Origin of the sequence: Sporosarcina sp. P7 (genome assembly GCF_002743425.1) — a bacterium.
GTDB lineage: Bacteria > Bacillota > Bacilli > Bacillales_A > Planococcaceae > Sporosarcina.
This window is the reverse complement of sequence record NZ_PDZF01000004.1, coordinates 161945-182564: the sequence shown is the minus strand read 5'-3', so window position 1 is coordinate 182564 and position 20620 is coordinate 161945. Positions and strand designations below refer to the sequence as shown.

Annotated in this window: 24 protein-coding genes; 20 read left to right on the top strand and 4 right to left on the bottom strand. The window is 41.0% G+C overall.

Annotated features, from left to right (window positions below):
- Positions 1 to 9: 9 nt before the first annotated feature.
- From CSV60_RS06335 to CSV60_RS06255, 17 genes are all read left to right on the top strand, one after another.
- Positions 10 to 1701, top strand: coding sequence for a thiamine pyrophosphate-binding protein (locus CSV60_RS06335; RefSeq protein WP_233189552.1), 1692 nt, complete (start codon positions 10 to 12; stop codon positions 1699 to 1701).
- A gap of 29 nt (positions 1702 to 1730) precedes the next feature.
- Positions 1731 to 3188 carry an aldehyde dehydrogenase family protein gene (locus CSV60_RS06330; protein ID WP_233189551.1) on the top strand — a complete coding sequence of 486 codons (1458 nt, stop codon included), beginning with the start codon at positions 1731 to 1733 and terminating at the stop codon, positions 3186 to 3188.
- Between the two features lie 12 nt (positions 3189 to 3200).
- Complete coding sequence (gene nadX / locus CSV60_RS06325; protein WP_099636370.1) at positions 3201 to 3977, top strand: aspartate dehydrogenase; 777 nt, start codon at positions 3201 to 3203, stop codon at positions 3975 to 3977.
- Between the two features lie 19 nt (positions 3978 to 3996).
- The gene (locus tag CSV60_RS06320) at positions 3997 to 5319 is read left to right on the top strand and encodes an aromatic ring-hydroxylating oxygenase subunit alpha (protein WP_099636369.1); all 1323 of its coding nucleotides are present in this window, start codon (positions 3997 to 3999) and stop codon (positions 5317 to 5319) included.
- 12 nt (positions 5320 to 5331) lie between these two features.
- Positions 5332 to 5835, top strand: coding sequence for an aromatic-ring-hydroxylating dioxygenase subunit beta (locus tag CSV60_RS06315; RefSeq protein WP_099636368.1), 504 nt, complete (start codon positions 5332 to 5334; stop codon positions 5833 to 5835).
- Positions 5836 to 5926: 91 nt separating this feature from the next.
- Positions 5927 to 6724: a 3-(cis-5,6-dihydroxycyclohexa-1,3-dien-1-yl)propanoate dehydrogenase gene (gene hcaB / locus CSV60_RS06310; protein WP_099636367.1), complete on the top strand. Its 798-nt coding sequence runs from the start codon at positions 5927 to 5929 to the stop codon at positions 6722 to 6724.
- 79 nt (positions 6725 to 6803) lie between these two features.
- Entirely contained in the window at positions 6804 to 7691 is an 888-nt protein-coding gene (locus tag CSV60_RS06305) for an FAD binding domain-containing protein (RefSeq protein ID WP_099636366.1), read from the top strand.
- Positions 7684 to 8226 carry a (2Fe-2S)-binding protein gene (locus tag CSV60_RS06300; protein WP_099636365.1) on the top strand — a complete coding sequence of 181 codons (543 nt, stop codon included), beginning with the start codon at positions 7684 to 7686 and terminating at the stop codon, positions 8224 to 8226. Before CSV60_RS06305 ends, CSV60_RS06300 begins: the two co-directional genes overlap by 8 nt.
- A 15-nt stretch (positions 8227 to 8241) precedes the next feature.
- The gene (locus CSV60_RS06295; protein WP_158233160.1) at positions 8242 to 10599 is read left to right on the top strand and encodes a xanthine dehydrogenase family protein molybdopterin-binding subunit; all 2358 of its coding nucleotides are present in this window, start codon (positions 8242 to 8244) and stop codon (positions 10597 to 10599) included.
- Between the two features lie 54 nt (positions 10600 to 10653).
- The gene (locus CSV60_RS06290; protein ID WP_099636363.1) at positions 10654 to 11760 is read left to right on the top strand and encodes an XdhC family protein; all 1107 of its coding nucleotides are present in this window, start codon (positions 10654 to 10656) and stop codon (positions 11758 to 11760) included.
- Entirely contained in the window at positions 11760 to 12401 is a 642-nt protein-coding gene (locus CSV60_RS06285) for a nucleotidyltransferase family protein (protein ID WP_099636362.1), read from the top strand. Before CSV60_RS06290 ends, CSV60_RS06285 begins: the two co-directional genes overlap by 1 nt.
- Positions 12402 to 12755: 354 nt before the next feature.
- Positions 12756 to 13202, top strand: coding sequence for an SRPBCC family protein (locus CSV60_RS06280; RefSeq protein WP_099636361.1), 447 nt, complete (start codon positions 12756 to 12758; stop codon positions 13200 to 13202).
- Positions 13203 to 13304: 102 nt separating this feature from the next.
- Positions 13305 to 14525, top strand: coding sequence for an ABC transporter substrate-binding protein (locus CSV60_RS06275; protein ID WP_099636360.1), 1221 nt, complete (start codon positions 13305 to 13307; stop codon positions 14523 to 14525).
- 70 nt (positions 14526 to 14595) lie between these two features.
- A complete protein-coding gene (locus tag CSV60_RS06270) occupies positions 14596 to 15456 on the top strand; it encodes a branched-chain amino acid ABC transporter permease (RefSeq protein ID WP_099636359.1) in 861 nt (286 codons plus the stop codon).
- Positions 15453 to 16448: a branched-chain amino acid ABC transporter permease gene (locus tag CSV60_RS06265; RefSeq protein ID WP_099636358.1), complete on the top strand. Its 996-nt coding sequence runs from the start codon at positions 15453 to 15455 to the stop codon at positions 16446 to 16448. Before CSV60_RS06270 ends, CSV60_RS06265 begins: the two co-directional genes overlap by 4 nt.
- A complete protein-coding gene (locus CSV60_RS06260; RefSeq protein WP_099636357.1) occupies positions 16417 to 17172 on the top strand; it encodes an ABC transporter ATP-binding protein in 756 nt (251 codons plus the stop codon). Before CSV60_RS06265 ends, CSV60_RS06260 begins: the two co-directional genes overlap by 32 nt.
- Positions 17165 to 17875, top strand: a complete 711-nt coding sequence (locus CSV60_RS06255) for an ABC transporter ATP-binding protein (RefSeq protein ID WP_099636356.1) — start codon at positions 17165 to 17167, stop codon at positions 17873 to 17875. Before CSV60_RS06260 ends, CSV60_RS06255 begins: the two co-directional genes overlap by 8 nt.
- A gap of 250 nt (positions 17876 to 18125) precedes the next feature.
- On the opposite strand, the gene CSV60_RS16240 is transcribed toward CSV60_RS06255, so the two are convergent.
- From CSV60_RS16240 to CSV60_RS06235, 4 genes are all read right to left on the bottom strand, one after another.
- Positions 18126 to 18341, bottom strand: coding sequence for an integrase core domain-containing protein (locus CSV60_RS16240; protein ID WP_369823594.1), 216 nt, complete (start codon positions 18339 to 18341; stop codon positions 18126 to 18128).
- Positions 18342 to 18449: 108 nt separating this feature from the next.
- Entirely contained in the window at positions 18450 to 18623 is a 174-nt protein-coding gene (locus tag CSV60_RS16235) for a DDE-type integrase/transposase/recombinase (protein ID WP_369823593.1), read from the bottom strand.
- 54 nt (positions 18624 to 18677) lie between these two features.
- Entirely contained in the window at positions 18678 to 18833 is a 156-nt protein-coding gene (locus CSV60_RS16230) for an IS3 family transposase (protein ID WP_143565324.1), read from the bottom strand.
- A gap of 236 nt (positions 18834 to 19069) precedes the next feature.
- Complete coding sequence (locus CSV60_RS06235; RefSeq protein WP_099636353.1) at positions 19070 to 19291, bottom strand: helix-turn-helix domain-containing protein; 222 nt, start codon at positions 19289 to 19291, stop codon at positions 19070 to 19072.
- A gap of 132 nt (positions 19292 to 19423) precedes the next feature.
- Between CSV60_RS06235 and CSV60_RS06230 the strand changes: the two genes are divergently transcribed.
- From CSV60_RS06230 to CSV60_RS06220, 3 genes are all read left to right on the top strand, one after another.
- Positions 19424 to 19687 (top strand): VOC family protein, encoded by a 264-nt coding sequence (locus CSV60_RS06230; RefSeq protein WP_099636352.1) that lies wholly within the window; start codon positions 19424 to 19426, stop codon positions 19685 to 19687.
- 92 nt (positions 19688 to 19779) lie between these two features.
- Positions 19780 to 19962, top strand: a complete 183-nt coding sequence (locus CSV60_RS06225; protein WP_099636351.1) for a hypothetical protein — start codon at positions 19780 to 19782, stop codon at positions 19960 to 19962.
- Positions 19963 to 19976: 14 nt separating this feature from the next.
- Positions 19977 to 20306 carry a VOC family protein gene (locus CSV60_RS06220; protein ID WP_158233158.1) on the top strand — a complete coding sequence of 110 codons (330 nt, stop codon included), beginning with the start codon at positions 19977 to 19979 and terminating at the stop codon, positions 20304 to 20306.
- Positions 20307 to 20620: the final 314 nt, after the last annotated feature.

Sequence of the window (20620 nt, the reverse complement as noted above, 5' to 3'; positions counted from 1 at the left end):
GGACTTGGAGTGGAAAGTACACAAAAGCAGTTTACGGTAGCGGATGCAATAGTAAAGGAATTAGTCAATGCGGGTGTTGAAACCGCTTACGGGATTGTGAGTATTCATAATATGCCGATTTACGACGCGATTTTACGTGAAGGAAGTATTGAATTAGTTTGTGCACGTGGAGAGAGTGGCGCAGTGAATATGGCTGACGGACATGCAAGATCGACTGGCAAGCTAGGCGTGGCAATTACAAGTACAGGCACAGGCGCAGGAAATGCAGCAGGTGCTTTGGTGGAAGCCTGGAGTGCCGGTGTCCCCCTATTACATATAACCGGTGAAGTTTCTTCTGAACAGATTGGGACAGGTAGAGGTTATATCCACGAATGTAAAAATCAGCTTCAAATGATGGAGGGAGCTTGTAAAAAAGCTTACCAACTAAAGGTTCCGGAGCAGGCAACTGGGTTTATCCGAAAAGCGATCAAGGAAGCATTTCAAGTACCATCAGGTCCAATAAGTGTTGAAATACCAATTGATTATCAATCAGCCATTATTCCAGATACTCCGATTTACGATGAATTGGTAAATAGTTCTTCAATACAAGAAAAATTCATTGTACCTGAAGCGGTTGTGCAGGCGATGAAAGAAGCGAAGCGACCAGTATTATGGGTCGGAAACGGAGCGATTTTGTCAGGTGCTTCCGAACAAATCAGACAGTTGGCGGAAATGACGGGCGCGCCTGTCATTACGAGCCAATCAGCTAAAGGAATCATTCCGGAAGATCATCCGCAATGTATTGGACATTTTGGGGCTTCTCCAGAAACAAAGCAATTTTTGGCGGATGCTGATGTACTCATTAGTATTGGTGTACGTTTCCGGAGTAATGAAACTGCCGGCTGGTCAGTTGAAGTACCGGAAAACCATATTACAATTGATGCTGATTATTTGGCGGTCAGCCGAAATTATGAAGCGAAGTATGGGTTAGTCGGAGATATTAAAACGGTCGTAGAGAGTCTTGCCACTCAACTAGAAGCAAGCGGTTACACAATGCCGAGCGGTGAATATAGTGAAAATGTGCAAGAATTGCGTGAAACGCTCAGAGCCAAGTTACGCAAAACATTAGGACCTTATGAAAACATTTTGGACAGTATGAGAAACAGACTGGACGAAGAAACAATTTTTGTAAGGGACGTTACCGTTCCAGCGAATGTTTGGGGAAGCCGACTGTTCGAGATTTATAAACCACGCCATTCGATTCATGCCTCGGGAGGCGGAATTGGCCAAGCCTTACCGACAGGAATCGGCGCACAAAAAGCAAACCCTGATAAACGGGTTGTCGTATTAGCAGGTGATGGCGGCTTCATGGTCAATATTGGTGAACTTGCAACAGCAGTCCAAGAGAACCTTTCGATGATCATACTTGTGTTTGACGATAGCGGTTACGGTGTACTTCGAAATATTCAAGACGCAGCATATGGCCGACAAGTCGGTGTCGATTTGGTCAGTCCGGATTTTGTACAGCTGGCACATTCGATGGGGATAGGGTCAACGAGAGTAGGTTCTGCCGATGCATTTGACCAAGCATTGGAGAATGCTACAGGGTCAGATAAGATGACTTTGATTGTCGTCGATATGGAAGCAGTAGGACCGATGGCTAAACCATTCGGGGGGCCCCCGGGTGTCGCTTCGTCATTTCAACCGAAAAGAATAAAATAAGATCGTTCAATGGAAATGAGGGAGACAAATTGGTCTATAAAACGGAAGCAACTTTGCAAATTTCAGGAAAGATATTAGTGAACGGTGAATGGAAAACGTTAAATAGGCACAAAGACGTCATCAATCCTGCCGTCACAAGTGAAGTCGTCGGTTTTATCGGGCTGGCATCCGAAGAAGATGTAGACCGGGCGATTACGGCAGCTGCAGATGCGTATCCAACATGGTCGCAAACATCATTGGATGAACGAATTGAGCGTGTTCACCAAGTATGGGAGCGTGTGAAAGACCGTGTCGATGAATATACGACTTTATTTGTCAGAGAAAATGGTAAAACTCTGCAAGAAGGCAAGTTAGATATTCAAAGATGTGTACAGATTTTAAATGAGTTGCCGGAAAACCTGAAAAACTGGTATGAGCCAAGAGATTTGTCCGGACAGGCCCAACAGGTCGAAATTCGGAGACGTCCAAGAGGTGTGACGGCAATCATCACCCCATGGAATTCCCCGATGATCTTAACGTTCAAGCGGGTCATACCGGCTATTTTGACAGGAAACACAGTCGTTTTCAAACCTGCGACAGATTGTCCATTGACAATTATGGTCTTCATGAAAGAGCTTGCTGACTGTCTACCGCCAGGGGTATTGAACGTTGTGACAGGTTCGGGTGGTCTTATTGGAGATCGAATCGCGAAGGACGAACGGGTCCGGACAATTGCGTTTGTAGGTGGCACAAATACAGGAAAAGTATTGATGGAAAAGTCTTCGTCTACTTTGAAGAAATTGAATATGGAACTGGGCGGTAATGATCCTGCCATTATATTGGCCGATGCCGATTTGAACAAGGAAACAATCCTGAAGTTAAGAAATGGAGTTTTGAAAGGTGCTGGGCAAGTATGTTCTGCCATTAAGCGCATTTATGTCCACGAAACTCGATACGAAGAGTTGTTGGATAAACTAAGCGAAGAATTTAACAAAACAATTGTCGGAAACGGGATCCAACCGGATGTCAAAATGGGCCCATTGAATAATGAATCACAATTTCGTTTCGTGAAAGATTTGATTGACCGTGCAGAAAAAGAAGGTGCCAAAGTGCATTATTTTGGTAGAAAACTAAACGAGGATACATGGGAAGACGGATATTTCATGCTTCCGGCCATCGTTACAAATGTGCATCAGGAGAGTGAGATCATGAGAGCGGAGCAATTTGGTCCTGTCATTCCGGTGATGTCGTTCAATGATACCGAGCAAGTAATCAAATATGCGAATGATTCGGAATATGGATTAAGGGCATCCATTTGGACAACTGACATCGAAGCAGCAAAACGGTTGGCTGATCGTATCGAAGCTGGCGCCATATTCTTTAACAATCATACGATTTTCAAAGATTTACGCCTCGATTTTCCAGGAATCAAAGAAAGTGGTCTATCGAGCGTGACAGAATTTGGCGGCTTTGAACATTTCACTGATTCATATGGATTTGCCGAATAAGGAGTTGTCTGAATGAACATAGGTATTATCGGAGCCGGTTCCATTGCGACATTCATCATAAAAGAAATACAGCAAATGCAGTTGGACGGATTGAAAGTGAAGAGCTTATTTGTCCGCAACTTAAAAAAATATGAACAGCTAGCTGCTGATTATGGAGTCCAGTTGTTCAATGATATCGATCAATTCCTCGAATCCGATATAGATATCGTAGTGGAAGCAGCCAACGTAGCAACGGCTCATCAGCACGTTCCAAAGGTGCTTGAGAAAAAAGAAGTGATCATCATTAGTATCGGAGCACTAGCTGATGAGGCATTTTTAGAAGAAGTTAAATTTTTGGGAAAAAAACACAAACATTCAATTTATTTACCATCCGGTGCAATAGGAGGAATAGACGCAATCCAAAATGCAAATGGATTAGGAGAATTGAAAAGGGTTTCATTAACAACGAGGAAACCGGCGCATTCATTTGGAGAGGACATCGTAGGGGAAAAAGTGATTTTCCAAGGATCAGCTGCAGAAGCGATTGAAAAATTCCCTAAAAATATCAATGTTTCGATTGTATTATCACTCGCTGGGATCGGAGTGGAAAATACGAAAGTTGAAATTATTGCCGATTCGACAGTGACGAAAAATCATCATCAAATTCAAGCGGAAGGTACTTTTGGGTCTATGACGTTTCAAATTGAAAACGAGCCGATGCGTACGAACCCTAACACGAGTATGTTAGCCGCTTTAAGTGTGCTAGGTACATTGAAAAAGTTGCAATCTACTATAAAGATCGGCTTATAAAAATAAGGAGGTCGTTTGTATGACTACTACGAGCACTAAACAAGTTCCGCGGCTAGACGAAATGACAAGAAGTGAATTGATTCAATACTTAAAAGATACAGTTAAGCCAGAAGAAGGCTTGATTCCATCTTATATTTTCTCACACCCAAAAGTTTATGAGCTTGAGATGGAGAAAATTTTCTTAAAGGACTGGCTATTTGTCGCCCATAAGTCGGAAATACCGAACATAGGAGATTTTGTGACACGGGAAATGGGCGGACAGAGCGTCATCGTCACACATGGTGCAGATGGTGAAATTCATGTGTTGCTAAATGTTTGTACACATCGCGGTATGAAACTTTGCCGGATGGATAACGGAAATCAAAAAAACTTTACGTGTCCTTACCATGGGTTCAACTTTAAAAACACTGGTGACTTGATCGGGATTCCGTTCCAGAAAGTCGTTTACGGTGAAACGATGGATAAAAGTAAAATGGGCTTGAAGGAAATTCGTCATGATGTCTATGCAGACTTGATTTTTGCAACGCTTAATTCCGAAGCTGTTTCCCTCGAAGATTTTTTAGGAGATATTAAATGGTATCTCGACCTGGCATTTAACCGTGCAGAAATGGAGGTTGTAGGTCTTCCACAAAAATGGAATGTAGATGGAACTTGGAAACTGGGATCAGACAATACAATTTCTGACTCTTACCATACATTGGTTTCTCACGGATCGATTGCAAAATTAGGCCTTGTTCCGACAGGGGACTATTCAAAATATGGTTACCAGATTTATACGGGGAACGGGCATGGATTGAATTTAGGCATGCCGAACCCTGACGGTTTTGCCTTTCCTGAAAGCTTAATTGATGAATATAAAGAACGACTCAATGAAGATCAATACGACATTTTGAAGCAGATGAAGAATATGATTGTTTGTGTCTCTCCGAATATTATGATTCTCATTTCTTCGATGGATTTAAAAGGCCAGAAAATCTCTCATACATCCCTTCGTATCTGGAAGCCGACGGGACCAGACTCCATGGAGATATCATCATGGATGCTTGTTGAAAAAAATGCAACAGAAGAATGGAAGAGATTATCAGAACAAGCTTTTACACTAACGTTCGGAGCTTCTGGAATTTTCGAACAAGACGATACAGAAAATTTTACAGATATCACACAAAATAGTAAAAGTCCATATCATTTACAGGAGAACATTGTCTTTAACTACACGATGGGTATGCATCAAAAGCCAGTAGAAGACTTCGTTGGACCTGGTATTGTTTATAAAGATAAATTTAATGAAGCGAACTCCAGAGCATTTTTCAGAAACTGGCTTGATCAAATAACGGCTGAATAAGAGGTGAATGGGATGCATGAGAATATTATATTGCAACATGAAATTGAGCAATGGCTTTATAAAGAATCAGAGCTTTTGGATCAATTGAATTTTGATGGTTGGTATGAACTGTTGTCTGAGGAAATCAGTTATACAATGCCTTTAAGAATCAATCAAATGGAAAAGTCAAAACCTGATTACTCAGAAGCTACCTTACTATTCGACGATGATTCGACAACTTTGAAACTTCGAATCGATCGTATGAAAACAGATATGGCGTGGGCTGAATTGCCACCATCACGTACAAGAAGGAATGTTTCGAATGTGAAGATCAAAGAAGTGTCGGAAAATGAAGTGGCTGTCCATAGTAATTTGCTGTTGTATAGAAGTAGAAGTACAGATACGACTGCTGACTTAATCTCGGGAGAGCGTAAAGACGTACTCCGCAAAGAAAATGGTGATTGGAAGTTAGTATCACGCTGGTTCTTAGCAGATCAGACGTCTTTAGGAACAAGAAACTTGGCGATTTTTGTTTAATAGTCATTCAATATGTAGCTACCCGTTAAAATTAGGGTAGCTACAGTTGTTATAAAAAGGATTAACTTTATAGTGGGGAAGTGTAAAAGTGATGGAATCATTGGATGGAAAAGTTGCAATTGTGACAGGTGGAACGAACGGCATTGGGGAAGCAGTCGCAAGAGAGTATATACATCAAGGTGCTAAAGTTTGTATTTTGGGAAGGTCAGAAGAGAAGCTGAATGCGTTACAAGAAGAATTTAAAGACAATATTTTAACAGTGAAAGGCGACGTAACAAAATATTCAAGCCATCAAGAAGTTGTCCGAAAAACGGTGGAGAAGTTTGGAAAACTGGATATATTAGTTTCCAATGCAGGCGTATTCGATGGCTTTGTCACATTGGAGCGACTGCCAGAAGAGCATCTGGACGAAGCGTTTTCAACTATTTTCGATATAAATGTAAAAGGGGGCTTATTGGCGGCAAAAGCTGCTGCTGAAGAGCTGAAGAAAACGAAAGGGAATATCATCTTCACTGTTTCCAATTCCGGGTTTTATCCGAATGGCGGAGGCCCTATTTACACGGCAAGTAAGCATGCGATTGTAGGGCTTATCCGAGAGTTGGCTTATGAGTTGGCTCCTGAGATTAGAGTAAATGGCGTGTCACCTGGTGGAACGGTCACGGAAATCACTGCGATCCCATGCCTGCAAGATAGCGTAAAACAGATAGATAAGGAAACGAGAAAGAAGAATATTGCAAGTAGAAATCCACTGCAAATTGCACAGGAAGCAAGTGATCACAACGGCGCCTATGTCCTATTGGCATCTGATAACGCTAAGGCGATAACAGGAACCATCATAGAGAGTGACGGAGGGCTTGGTGTGAGAGGGATGCCAGGAAGCACTTTTTGAAAAAAGGAATCGTTTACCATCACCTGTACTTGTAATGGCAGTTTGTAATCTTGCATTTTTAAATTGAGGAGGGCGACATATGAAACCAGCTGTTTTTAATTATATTCGGCCTGAAAGTGTTGAAGAAACGTTGCAATTGTTGTCGGATTATGGTGATGATGCAAAAATATTGTCGGGTGGGCAAAGTTTGATTCCTGTACTAAATATGAGACTTTCAACGCCAAAATATCTAATCGACATAGGCAGATTAGAAGGGTTGAACTATATTCGTGAAGAAGGAGATCATCTTTCTGTCGGTGCGTTGGTGAAGCATAAGGATATAGAATCGTCACCACTCGTAAAAGAATTATGCCCTATATTGGGGGAAGCAATTCGGTGGGTTGGAACGACACAGATCCGGAATAGGGGGACAATAGGAGGTAGTATTGCCCATGGTGATCCTTCAGCAGAGTTACCATGTGTCCTAGCTGCACTCCGCGGTGAAATTGTTGTTGCTAGTTTGGAAGGTGAAGATGTTTTAAGCCCCGAGGAGTTTTTCCTGACGTATATGTTAACCTCTATGCAACCTGATCAAGTGATAAAGGAAATCAGATTTCCAATTATGAGTAAAAAGAGTGCTTTTTCCTTTGTTGAAGTCGCTAGGACACACGGAGATTTTGCGCTTGCGGAAGCCGCGGTCATTCTTGAGACGGATGAAACTGAAACGGTTATAAAAGCACAAATAGCAGTTGGCGGTGTGAATCCGACTCCGACTGTTCTTGAGGAAGTGGAGGATCACATCATGGGTAAAAAACTGACGGATGAATTGCTTACGGAAGTTAGGAGAATGACAGAAGGCAATGTAGATCCGGAATCGGACTTGCATGGAACAGCCGAGTACCGCAGGGAACTTGTAGGCGTTCTTGTTCAAAGGGCTTTGAAAACAGCAGGTGAACGCGTGAAGAAAGGAGCTGGACGGCATGAATAAAAGAATCGTTGCTTTGACGATAAATGGTGTAGATGTCCAAAGAAAGGTAGCGTCACGAATGTTGTTAACTGACTTTATCCGGGATGAGTTGAAACTGACAGGTACGAATGTCGGCTGTGAACATGGTGTATGTGGTGCCTGCACAATTCTGTTGAATGGAGAATCTGTACGGTCTTGTTTGATGCTCGCAGTTCAAGCGGATGGATACGAAATCGAAACGGTCGAATCACTCCAAAACGACAATGGTACTCTAAACACGCTCCAGCAATCTTTCAAAGACTGTCACGGATTGCAATGTGGTTTTTGCACACCTGGTTTTTTAATGACTGTAACTTCCTTTCTAAAAGAAAATGAAGATCCGACAGAAGAAGAAATCCGTGAAGCAATATCAGGCAATTTATGCAGATGTACAGGCTATGCGAACATAGTGAAATCAGTCCAACGAACTGTACAAAGCCAACGCACTTCCAAATCATTGACGGAGCCGGTGTGTCATACCGATCATAAGCAGAATGAAACGGTTCAAATAAGTTAAGGGAGGATGAGAGTAATGTCAAAGTTTGTAGGACAAAGTGTGAAGCGGAAAGAAGATTTACGACTACTAACAGGTACAGGCAAATTCGTTGCAGATTTACGTATGGAAAATATGCTGGAAGCTGCATTTTTAAGAAGCACTTACGGCCATGCCCGCATAAAAGGCATAGAGACAGACGCAGCAAAATCTTTGGAGGGCGTCTATGCGGTTATCACGAGCAATGATATTGAAGGGGAAATTAAACCGCTTAAGCAATTTGACTCCCATTGCATACTTCCCCCCAACCTTATCGAAGAAATTGATCCTGTCATCAATTACAATTTTGAAGACGTTCTCGCGAAGAGAAAAGTGACGTATGCCGGACAACCCGTTGCAGTCGTTGTAGCCAAGAACCGATACATTGCAGAAGACGCCTTAGCTTTACTAAAAGTCGAATACGAACCACTAGAGGCACTGGTAAATCCATTTGAAGCGGAAAAGGGAGATGCGCCAATTATACAGGAGCATATGGAAAGTAACATCCAATCCCACTTCCTTGTTCAAGTAGGCGATGTGGACAAAGCAATTGAAGAAGCGGACTATGTCTTGAAGAAAAGGTTAAGAACGCCACGCCTTTCCTCCAATCCAATGGAGACCAGAGGTGTGCTAGCCAATTACGATGCAGTTACGGGGAAATTTCGTGTATGGTCTTCCACACAACTGCCCTATGAAGTCCGTTCCACGATAGCTTCCCTTCTGGAAATACCGGAGGAGAGCATCCATGTGACGGCGCCTGAAGTCGGTGGCGGATTCGGTCCGAAAGGTGGCGTACATCCCGAAGAAATACTAATTCCTTACTTGTCCAGAATGCTAGGACGACCGGTAAGATGGATTGAGGATCGCATTGAACATTTGGCGGCTGCCCGACAATCACGGGATCAAATCCATGACGTTGAAGTCTCTTATAAAAAGGATGGGACAATTACTGGCATAAAAGATGATTTTATCGTGGATAGTGGGGCTGTGAACTATTTTGCCCTAACATGTGCCTATAATACAGCCTATCATTTGCGGGGTATGTATAAAATTCCGAGTTATCAATCCAAATGTCGTGTCATCCTGACGAATAAAACACCGAATGTTCCGTTTCGCGGCGCTGGAAGACCCGAAGCTACGTTTGTCATGGATCGGGTTATCGATATGATCGCGCGAAATTTAGCGATGGATCCAGTGGACGTTATGAAAAAGAATATGATCCAAGCAGAGGAAATGCCTTATGACCAAGGCATCTTAGTGAAAGATGGTGCCCAGCTCATCTATGATAGCGGTAACTACCCGGATGCATTGGACAAAGTTTTGGAAGCCACAAACTACAAAGGATTCCGAAAGAAACAACAGCAACTAAAGGAAGCGGGTAAATATGTCGGGATCGGGATTTCTTCTTTCATTGAAGGTACGGGATCTGGACCGTTTGAGAGTGCGCTCGTTAAAATTGACCTTACAGGACATGTGACAGCACATTTGGGCTCTTCTCCCCAAGGACAAGGACATGAAACCGTATTTTCACAAATTTGTGCAGATGATCTGGGCGTAACGCCAGACCAAGTGACAGTGGTCGTGGGGGACACGGGTGTTTTACCGATAGGCGCAGGAACATACGCGAGTAGAAGTGCTGTCAATGCGGGATCCGCAATTCATGAGGCTTCGCAAAAATTGCAAAGGAAAGTACTTGAAATCGCTGGCATGTTACTGGATAACGAAGTTGAAATGCTCAATATTGAAAATGGTACCATTTATGCGCATGATAATCCCGAAATGAAATTGACGTTTGTTGACATAGCAAATGCTGCAAGACCAAGCAAAAGTTCTAAATTGCCTGAAGGGATGGAACCAGGATTGCAAGTGCTTCATTACTTTGTGCCTCCGACCGTGACCTTTGCTTCCTCAATCCATGTAGCCCAAGTGGAAGTAGATAAGGAAACCGGGTTTGTGGATATCCAAGATTATAGTGTTGTCCATGATTGTGGTACAGTCATTAATCCAATGATTGTTGAAGGCCAGGTTCAAGGGGGGATTGCACAAGGAATCGGCTCAGCTTTATACGAAGAAGTTGTCCATGATAAAAACGGTCAAGTGTTGACAGGTTCTTATATGGATTATTTGATCCCTACGTCTATGGAAGTTCCGACAGTAAAGATGGTGCACCAAGAATACCCATCAACAAGAAATCCGATGGGTATTAAAGGCGTTGGAGAAGGTGGCGCCATTTCTCCGCCTGCCGCTATTGCAAATGCAGTAGTCGATGCGCTGACACCGCTTTCTATTGAAATCACCAAAGTCCCAGTCAGTCCGGGGTACCTCCGGGAATTGATTAAGGAAGCGGAGAGAGTGTGAAAATGTATGGTGTAGGCAGAGAGTTTTTAAATACGAGTTTCTGAGGTGAATGGGATGGGAAAAATTTATGAGGAAATAATGCGCTGTAAAAAGTTGGGGTTAGATGGTGTGCTTGGCACAATCATTTCTACCGAAGGATCCACTTATCAAAAAACGGGCGCCAAATGCTTCATTGCGGCAGATGGAAAGTTGACTGGAATTGTAAGTGGAGGTTGTGTAGAAGGTGATTTGCAAATGATCGCCAATGAAGTAATAGACAAGGGAAAACCGAAAATTGTTCATTATGATTTTCAAGACGAAGGAGATTTAATCTGGGGTCTTGGGGTAGGATGCAACGGGAAAATGGATGTGTTTCTTGAACCATATAGACCTGAAAAGGATGTAGTGCAAGCGGAACGGATTCAGAAATGGTTTGAAAGAGGGAAGTCTAAAATATTGCACGGCATTACGGTTACGGACGCAGAGGATAATAGTTATGTCGGTAGAAAATGGTTGATAGATCCGGATACATTGGATTTTGATTCCGTTCCATTCAAAGAAATAATTCATGACTACTTAGAGAACAAAGGTTCCTCAGCTGCTTCAGTCATCCATATTGCTGGCAAAGGAACTTTCCAATTATTTTATGATGTTATCTATCCTGCACCTACTCTTGCGATATTCGGAGGAGGACCAGATGCTGTTCCCTTAGTGCAATTGGCGAAAAAGATGAAATGGAATGTGATAGTGTTGGATCATCGACCGGCTTTTGCAAACAGCGGAAATTTCCCTGAAGCGGATACTGTAGTTCGTTATCCACCTGGGAGCACTCCTAACTTTGAGCTGGATGGCAACACATATGTCGTCATTATGTCGCATCACTTTTTACAAGATCAAATCGTTTTAAAAGATGTCGTAAATTCCGAGGCGGCATATATCGGGCTTTTAGGACCAAGAAGAAGGACAGATGAGTTGGCGAAAGGTTTATATTTGGCAAGTCATTCGAACAGTTATAAAATTCACAGTCCGATTGGATTGGATATTGGGGCGGAAACCCCCGAAGAGATTGCCCTTAGCATTATTTCCGAATTAATTGCTGTTTATCGGGGAGGATCTGGAAACAAGCTGACGACACTTGAAGGGAAGTTCATTTCGTGTGAAAAGAAGGAGCTTCTAATCTAATGGTGAACAATGGCGTATGGGCTATCATCTTAGCAGCCGGATTCTCTTCAAGAATGGGGAAACCAAAAATGCTGCTCCCTTATCAAGGAGAATCGTTGGTAAGACGGATAATTGGTCAAGCACTGAAGTCACAGATAGATGGTTTAATTGTCGTAGTGAATCCACTTATTGAGAACTTGGCTGCGGAAGCGGACGTAGAAGGGGTTAGTAAAGTGATTCTCAATGATTGTGTAAATGAAGGGATGTCATCTTCCATCAAGGCAGGATTACAGGCAGTGCGTGATGAAGCGAAGTCGGTCGTCTTTCTATTAAGCGACCAACCACTCATGTCCACTAAGGAAATCAATACAATTATCAAAGCTCACCTATGCCATCCAAATTATCCGATTGTCCAAGCAACCTATCAAGAGTGTAAAGGGCATCCAGTTTTGTTCCAAAAGGAGATGTTTCCTTATTTATTTAGGATCAGCGGGGATGAAGGAGGAAAATCGGTCATCGCACAGTTCAGACAATCGGTATATTATGCTGAAATGAATAGGGAAGCAATTCCCGATGTAGACACACCTTCCGACTATTTGCGCTTACTCAATCATCTGGATAGTGAATGGTATGACAGTGGGAATGATTCGACCAGTTTTTAAAGAGACGACAGTTCAGAGGAACTTGAACGTAAGTCGTCTCTTTTTGACGTAAACACCAATCCAATAACGCATATCATTCCGTTTCTACAAGTCCCTAGGATTTTAGTACCGATAGGCTAGCGGAAAATAGTTGATTCGAAGGAAAGTTGAAAATTTTCATGTTGACAATATATTCAGAAAAGTGTAATATCTATTTATAGATTAAAGAAAAAATGTTTTGTATATAAAACAACGTAAGGTTGATTCGCATTTTATATTCATCATTCAGTTGTTTGGAATGAAAGCGATTTCAAACCATACGCAAACGTTCTGACTACAAAGCAAAGGTTATAGAAAATTAGGAGGAGATTACAAATGCAAATAGCAGGAGAAGCAAAATTTGATTTGTCAAAACAGGAATTATGGGAGATACTTCATGATCCCGAAATTTTGAAAAATGTTATCCCTGGTTGTGAGGAATTGAATTTGCTAGGCGATGATGATTATGAAGTGGTCATGAATCTTGGTGTGGCAGCTGTTAAAGGAAAATATATAGGACATATCGTCATCAACAACGTGCAAGAACCCGTTCATTATACTTTAGAAGCCGAAGGAAGCGGTGGACCAGGTCATGTGAAAGCTAAAATGGATTGTAAAATTGAAGATTTATCTCCCAGTGGCGTCGTTTTAAAATGGCAATGTGATGCGGAAGTAGGCGGTTTAATTGCCGGTGTAGGAAGCCGTGTTCTCAGTGGAATTGCTAAATATATGGCAGCTAAGTTTTTCTCTGACATAAAAAAACAAATTAAGAATAAAGTGTGAGTTTCTAGTTATTTCAATACGTTAGTTTAAGAATATAAGAAACGAGAAGATCTAACGATGAATGTAGAGTGATTGATTTCCACAAAAGGGGGACTTTAGCAGATGAATAAGAAAAACATATTCTTGTTTGGAATTGTTTCTTTAATTAGTATTTTTTTAGTTGCGTGTAATGGAGGAAGTACAGAAGGAGCTGAAAAAGGGTCAGATAGTGACGAGGTGAAATTAGGCTTTATACTCTCATTAACTGGGAACTTCGCGTTCATGGGTGAAGGCATTAAGGATGGCATTGAACTTTATTTTGAAGAAAATGAGGTAATTGACGGAAAAAAAGTCCAGCTGATCTTTGAGGATGACGCAGGAGATCCCCAAGCAGCTTTGAGGAAGTACGAGCAGTTAACATTAAAGCAGAATGTGGATATTATCGGCGGTGGAACAATCGGAAGTATTGCGGCAGCGTTAAGGGATAAAGTAGATGCAGAAAAGAGTGTTCCAATGATTAATGTAGTTGGTACTGGCAATACATTGTCATGGGACAACAGAAGTGACTACGTATGGAGAACAAGTTTTTCAGCTTGGCAATATGCTTCCACTGCGGGGAAATTTGCCGCTGAAGAAGTCGGTAAATCAACAGTCGTTGTTTCATCGGATTATGTAGCGGGGCACGAAATTGCGACGGATTTCATCGCGAACTTTGAAGAACATGGAGGCAATATAGAGAAAATAATTTGGGCGCCAGTTGGGACAAGTGATTTTTCTTCTTATTTGACGCAAATCAATGAAATAAAACCCGATTCGGTTTTTATGTTTATTCCGGGGGCTGATGGACCAAGGTTCGTCCAGCAATACAATGACTTTGGTTTGAGAGATAAGTACCAGCTCATAGAAGGTTCAGCTATGTTGAATGCACCATCTACAATTAAGGCTGTAGCAGATGCTGTAGTGGGTGGCCAAATGATTACAAACTATTTCCCTGAATTGGATAATGCAGTGAACAATGAATTCGTTGAAAAGTTTAGAGAAAAGTATGGAAAAGAACCGGATAATTACGCGGTGAATGGCTATGATTCGGCACAATTGATTGTAGAAGCAATCAAAAAGGCGGGTAGTGTGGAAGTTGATCAAATTGTAAAAGTCCTAGAAGAAGGGATTTCAATTGACAGTCCACGAGGCCCGATTGAAATTGATCCTTTTACGAACAATCCGATACAAAACATGTATGTCATTGAAGGCAAGAAAGAAAATGATACCATCTCATTTGAACTAATAAAAACATATGAAAAAATACAAATGCCAAAAGAGGCTACCAATTACAAAGAGTATTAACGGATGAATACGACTGAAGAATATCGATGCTCGGCTAGTTCGATTTTAAAGTCGAATGGGGGGGGAAGGAATGGACTTCTTTATCATTAACACTTTGTCAGGTTTGACATATGGAATGTTATTATTCTTGATGGCAAGTGGGTTATCCATTGTATTTGGATTGATGAGAGTAATCAATTTGGCTCACGGTTCGTTTTACTTATTAGGCTCTTACATAGCCTATGCATTTGTTCATAATGGGTTCAATTTCTGGTTGGCATTAATATTAGCAACGGTAATTGTTATGGTTCTTGGACTAATTATTGAACGTTTATTAATTTCCCGAATACACGGAAATGAGACTGCACAAATTTTACTAACAGTTGGACTCATCTTTGTAATCGGTGATATAACGCTCTGGATTTGGGGAGGAAACTTCTTATCTATACCTGTACCTGATTTATTGAGTGCGACGATACAAGTAGGTGAAAGTCAATTTCCGGCATATAGATTATTTGTCATTTTGATGGGAGTTTTTTTTGCAGCTCTCTTATGGTTCTTTGAGAATAAGACACATGTTGGCATGATAGTGCGTGCAGGAGTAGATGACATGGAGATGGTCGGGGCGCTAGGATTTAATATCAAAGTCATTTTTTCAGCTGTATTTATTTTCGGAGCAGGACTCGCAGCGCTTGGTGGTGTGCTTGGAGGCCCAATTTTAGGTATGTATCCATTGATGGAATTTGAAATTCTGATCAATGCCCTTATTATTGTCTTAATCGGTGGTCTTGGAAGTTGGAAAGGAGCTTTCATCGGCGCGGTTTTAATTGGCATTATAGATGCTTTCGGAAAAATTTATATTCCTAGCGTTTCAATGCTCATTATTTTCGGAATTATGGTCATTGTGTTGGTCATAAAACCATCCGGACTATTTGGAGAGGTGGAGGCATGAAAAGTACAATATTAACTATCTTCTTGTTAGTTGCAGCAGTCTTTGTCCTGCCATTCCTGATGTCACCATTCCTGGTGTACATGATAACAGAGGTACTAATTATGGGGATCTTTGCAATGAGTCTCGGTCTTATTATGGGCTTTGGGGGATTACACTCACTTGGCCATAGCGCATTTTTTGGTCTTGGAGCTTATACTGTGGTCGTATTGAGTCAGATGGTTTCAAGTATTTATGTTCTATTGCTTGTCGCTATACTAATTGCATGTGCCTTCGCTTTTGTGACTGGCTTGATTGCAATTCGAAGTAAAGGAATATTTTTCTTAATGTTAACTTTTGCGTTTACCCAAATGCTTTACTTGATTTTCAGCCAATCTGGCTATTGGGGCGGTGCGGATGGCTTAGGAACTTCAATTAAGCCAAATCTTGGGTTTGTAGAGTTAACTTCACCACTCAGTTTGTTCTATTTAATTGGTGGATTCTTTATACTTTCTTATCTTTTGTTACGTCTATTCGTAAATTCTCCATTAGGAACAGGATTACAAGGCGTCATGGAAAATGAGAACAGGATGATAGCACTAGGGTATAACGTCCGTAACTATAAAGTGATTGCCTATATTGTTGCAGGCGGCTTTGCTGGATTGGCCGGTGGCTTGTATGCTTTTAAAACGCAATTTGCCAGTCCAGATTTATTCGGAGTTCACATGGCTGCAACGGTTATAATTATGGTTTATATCGGAGGAATGGGTACTTTATTTGGCCCGGTTTTAGGGGCGGGTATTTATATTTTTCTTCAGAACTATGTCAGTACAATGACAGATCGCTGGTCGCTGATAATGGGATTGATTTTCATTGCATTGGTTCTTTTTAATCGTGGGGGAGCCTTACATCTCATTCAACTTTTAATTGGAAAAGTATCATCTTACAAATTAAATGTAGCCAAATCGAAGGGAGTGTCATTAAATGAGCTTGCTAAAAATAAAGGCACTGAATAAATCATTTAAAGCAAACCATGTGTTACGTGGCGCATCCCTAGAATTATCGGCTGGTGATAGACATGTAATTATTGGTCCGAATGGAGCGGGAAAAACGACGTTCGTCAATTGTATTTATGGAACAATTCCGTTGGACACTGGAGAAGTCATACTAGAAGACCGAGCTATTCATATGATGCCTTCATATAAACGGGTAGACCTTGGAATCGGAAGGACTTTTCAGAAAAACAACCTTTTTGTTAACCTAACTGTCACAAATAACGTGTATTTGGCTCTATTGTCAACAAAGAAATATTCGATGAAAGCGTTTAAACCTTTAATGTTGTATGAGGATGTGTTGGAAGAAACTGATGCATTTTTAAAAGAATGGGGAATGGCAGATCGGACAGATAAGAAAGTGAACGAGTTATCCTACGGGGAACAGCGTGTGTTGGAAATTATTTTATCGCTTTGTTCTAACCCAAAAATACTTCTGCTAGATGAGCCCACTTCGGGAATGTCTCCATCGGAAACAGCATCGACAATCGAATTAATTAAAAAGATTCCGCGGTCCGTATCGATCATAATGATTGAACATGATATGGACGTAGTCTTTAGTACTGCTAATAAGATTACAGTGCTCCATCATGGCGAAACGATCATGTCCGGTAAACCAGAAGAGATTCGTGGCGATAAAATGATTCAGGAGATTTATTTTGGGGGAGGTGCTCGTACTCATGCTTAGTCTGAAAGATATCCATACGTTTTACGGGCATAGCCACATTTTACAAGGTGTTGAACTTTATGTTCAAGAGGGTGAGTGTGTTGCCTTGCTAGGAAGAAACGGTGCAGGGAAAACAACGACTATTCATACGATAGCTGGGCTAACCCCTGCTAAGAAGGGGAATGTCCATTTTAATGGAAAGGAAATTAGCAAGCTTTCACCCCATCATATTTCAAAGGAACATCTTGCACTTGTTCCACAAGGGAAACGGGTTTTTCAATCTTTAACAATAAAGGAAAATTTAATAATGCCTAGTCGTCCGTCAAAACATAAAAAAGAAGGTCTCAAATATTGGACGATTGATGAAGTATACGAATTATTTCCGGTATTAAAAAAGTATGAACAAAATATGGGAAATGAATTATCTGGTGGACAACAGCAAATGTTAGCAATCGGGCGTGCATTAGTGACGAATCCGGTATTTGTTCTGATGGACGAACCATCTGAAGGACTGGCACCAGTTATTATCGATCAAATTACCGATATTATTAATGATTTAAAAAAAACAGGACTGTCTATTTTAGTAGTTGAACAAAACTTAAAACTGGCTTGTGATGTTGCGGATCGTGTTCTTGTTATGAATAAAGGAATTATAGTGTGGGAAGGAGCGCCAGACGCCTTATTGCAAAATAAAGAAGTGTTACAAAAGTACTTAGGCGTTTAATCAATCACACCTGCAAAATTTGTAACATTTGCTGAACAGGAAAACAAATCCGTAAACACTCGTCTCCTAGGGAGATGGGAGTCTTCTGCAAATTTGAAGAGATTAAGGCTACCATCTCGGAAGTATTTATCCGGGATGATACCGTGTCGATTGACACCACCCATTTTGAGGATCGCGATAAAGCACCGGTCATAGAAAAGAAGCTAAATAGACTGACATAGCGATTTGAGACATCTATAAAACACCTTAATTAGGCTGCTACGACACCATACTTTACCGGTGTCAGGTAGCCTAATTTTTCTTGGATACGTTCTTTATTAAAATAATTCAAGTAGGCGATTAATCGTACAACTACATCTTGATTTTGTAGTGAGTTAAATTTAACGTATTGAAATTCCTCAGACTTTAGACTTGAATGAAATGATTCAATCACCGCATTGTCCCAACAGTTCCCCCGACGTGACATGCTGCTGATTAGGTCGTTACTCTTGATACAAGCCTGGTATGCGTATGACGTGTACACACTTCCTTGATCCGAATGTACAATCACTCCTTCGGGATAGTTTCGAGCAGCCTATGCCTCCTGTAACGTGTCAATTACGAGTGGTATCTGTTGATGGTCGTATAATTTGTAAGCCATAATTTCGTTGTTGTATAAATCTATAATGGTTGAAAGATATTTTGTTGTACTACCATACTGGATATATGTGATATCAGTTACCCATTTCTGGTTAGGTTCACTAGCTATGAAATTACATTTAAGGAGATCGGGGGCAATTATGATACTTTCCCCTTGAGATTTCTAGTTTCGTTTAGGCTTGATACGACACTGTAAATTATGCTTTTGCATAAGGCGTTGAACAGTACTGCGATTCAATTCTATATTGTATTCCTGCTTTAGAAGGGCTTTGATTTTTCTCTGTCCATTTCGATACTTCGTGTGTTTACAAAATTCCATAATGGCTTCCTCTTCCACTGAAAGTGACTTACTGGCTACTTCTAGACGCCACCTATAATAGTTAGCCCGTGGTACTCCTAATCCGGATAAAATAGCTGTAATCGTATACTTCTTTTTTAGGTTTTCTACAATCAAAAGAACTATTTCTTTCTCGATCTCCTTTCGATCTCCATGTACTTTTTTAGAATCTCATTCTCCATTTTCAAATGGGACAACTGTTGTTCTAGCTTGTCTGCTTAACTCGAAAGTTCTGGTCCATGACCAAAGGTATACTGTTTACCTATCGGTGAATCAAAACGATAGATTTCGTTTGCACGATACCTTCTCATCCAGGTTTCAATCTGGGATTTATTCTTGACTCCATACATCTCCATAATTTCCTTGGTAATTAATTCACCACTTAATTTATCTTTGACAACTGCCCATTTGACTTCACTTGAATATACGTTTTTGCCCAAGCAAAAACACCTCCATTGTAAGTACTTTTTTCAAGTGTACCACTTCGAAGGTGTTTTATATTGTCTCAAAAATTTAGGTTAGCCCAAAAAGCAGTACTCACCAGTAAGCTGTTTTATAAGTAGGTTTAAATTTTGATTAAAGGGATGCTCGGAACCAACTCGATAGAACAAATTGCTTTCGTTGTAAACGATATAGACCAAGCGATCTCCTCGTTTAGTAAGCTTCTTGGCATCTCACAACCTGATTGGTTTTTGACGGGAGCTCATGATCGGTCGCAAGTGTTTTATAAAGGAAAACCATCAGATACGCAGAGCAAACTTCTTCTCATCGATACACCGTCGGTCCAGTTTGAATTGATGGAAGTAAACGATGAGCCAAGTACGATGAGAGATTAATTGTATGAAAGTGGAGAAGGAAACCATCACCTTGCCTTTGTTGTTGACAAAATCGCTCTTTGTCTCGAACCTCTGGAAAAAGAGGTTATCCATTGCTGCAATCAGGTGAATTCACTTCTGTGAACAGGGGGAGCTATGCCTATTTAGGTACAGAAGCTTCGCTGAAAACCGTATTTGAACTTCTTGAAAGAGATACACCTCAGCTTAAAAAAGTCGGGGAGCTTATTGCTGAGCCATTGTTTGCGCACGGACTTTCACGCAAATTGCATTTGTAGTGGAAGATAGTGGTGTGTCTGCTGCTAGCTTCGGGGAATTGCTGAATTTGGATATTCCCCCAAAAATCAAGTTTTGGGCTCGGGCTTTGACCCAAGTAACGTATAAAGGAGAAGCGACAGAAGCGGATGTGGTATTCACTGCTTTTAAAACGCCTACGATTGAAGTAGAGCTCATCCAACCAGGAGAAAGTCCAAATGTTTGGAAGGATCATCTGGAGAAACACGGAGAAGGGGTCCACCATATTTCTTTGGAATTGGACAATCTGCAGGAAAGGTTATCTGATTTTCAAGAAAAGGGCTATGACGTTATTCAACAAGGAGAGTATTGGAATGGGCATAGCTGATATGCCTATTTGGATATCAAAGAAGAGTTTAAAGTGATGATTAAATTTCTTGAACGTAAAGCTCATTAAATTTAAAGTCAGATAGTCTTAGAGCCATCATACGTCCATGTGGACTCAATTTTAAAAAGGGCGAAATTTCGGTCTGGAACAAACGAAATGCCGTCTTTTTCTTATGAGGGATTATCCTAACTCATACAATTTAAATGACTACATAAACTGGTCTGCTAATAGACGATTCTTCACATAGAGTATCATTAGAAAGCTATATTATTATTTAATATTCTCCTGTTGACATTAAATTCGGAAAAGTGTAA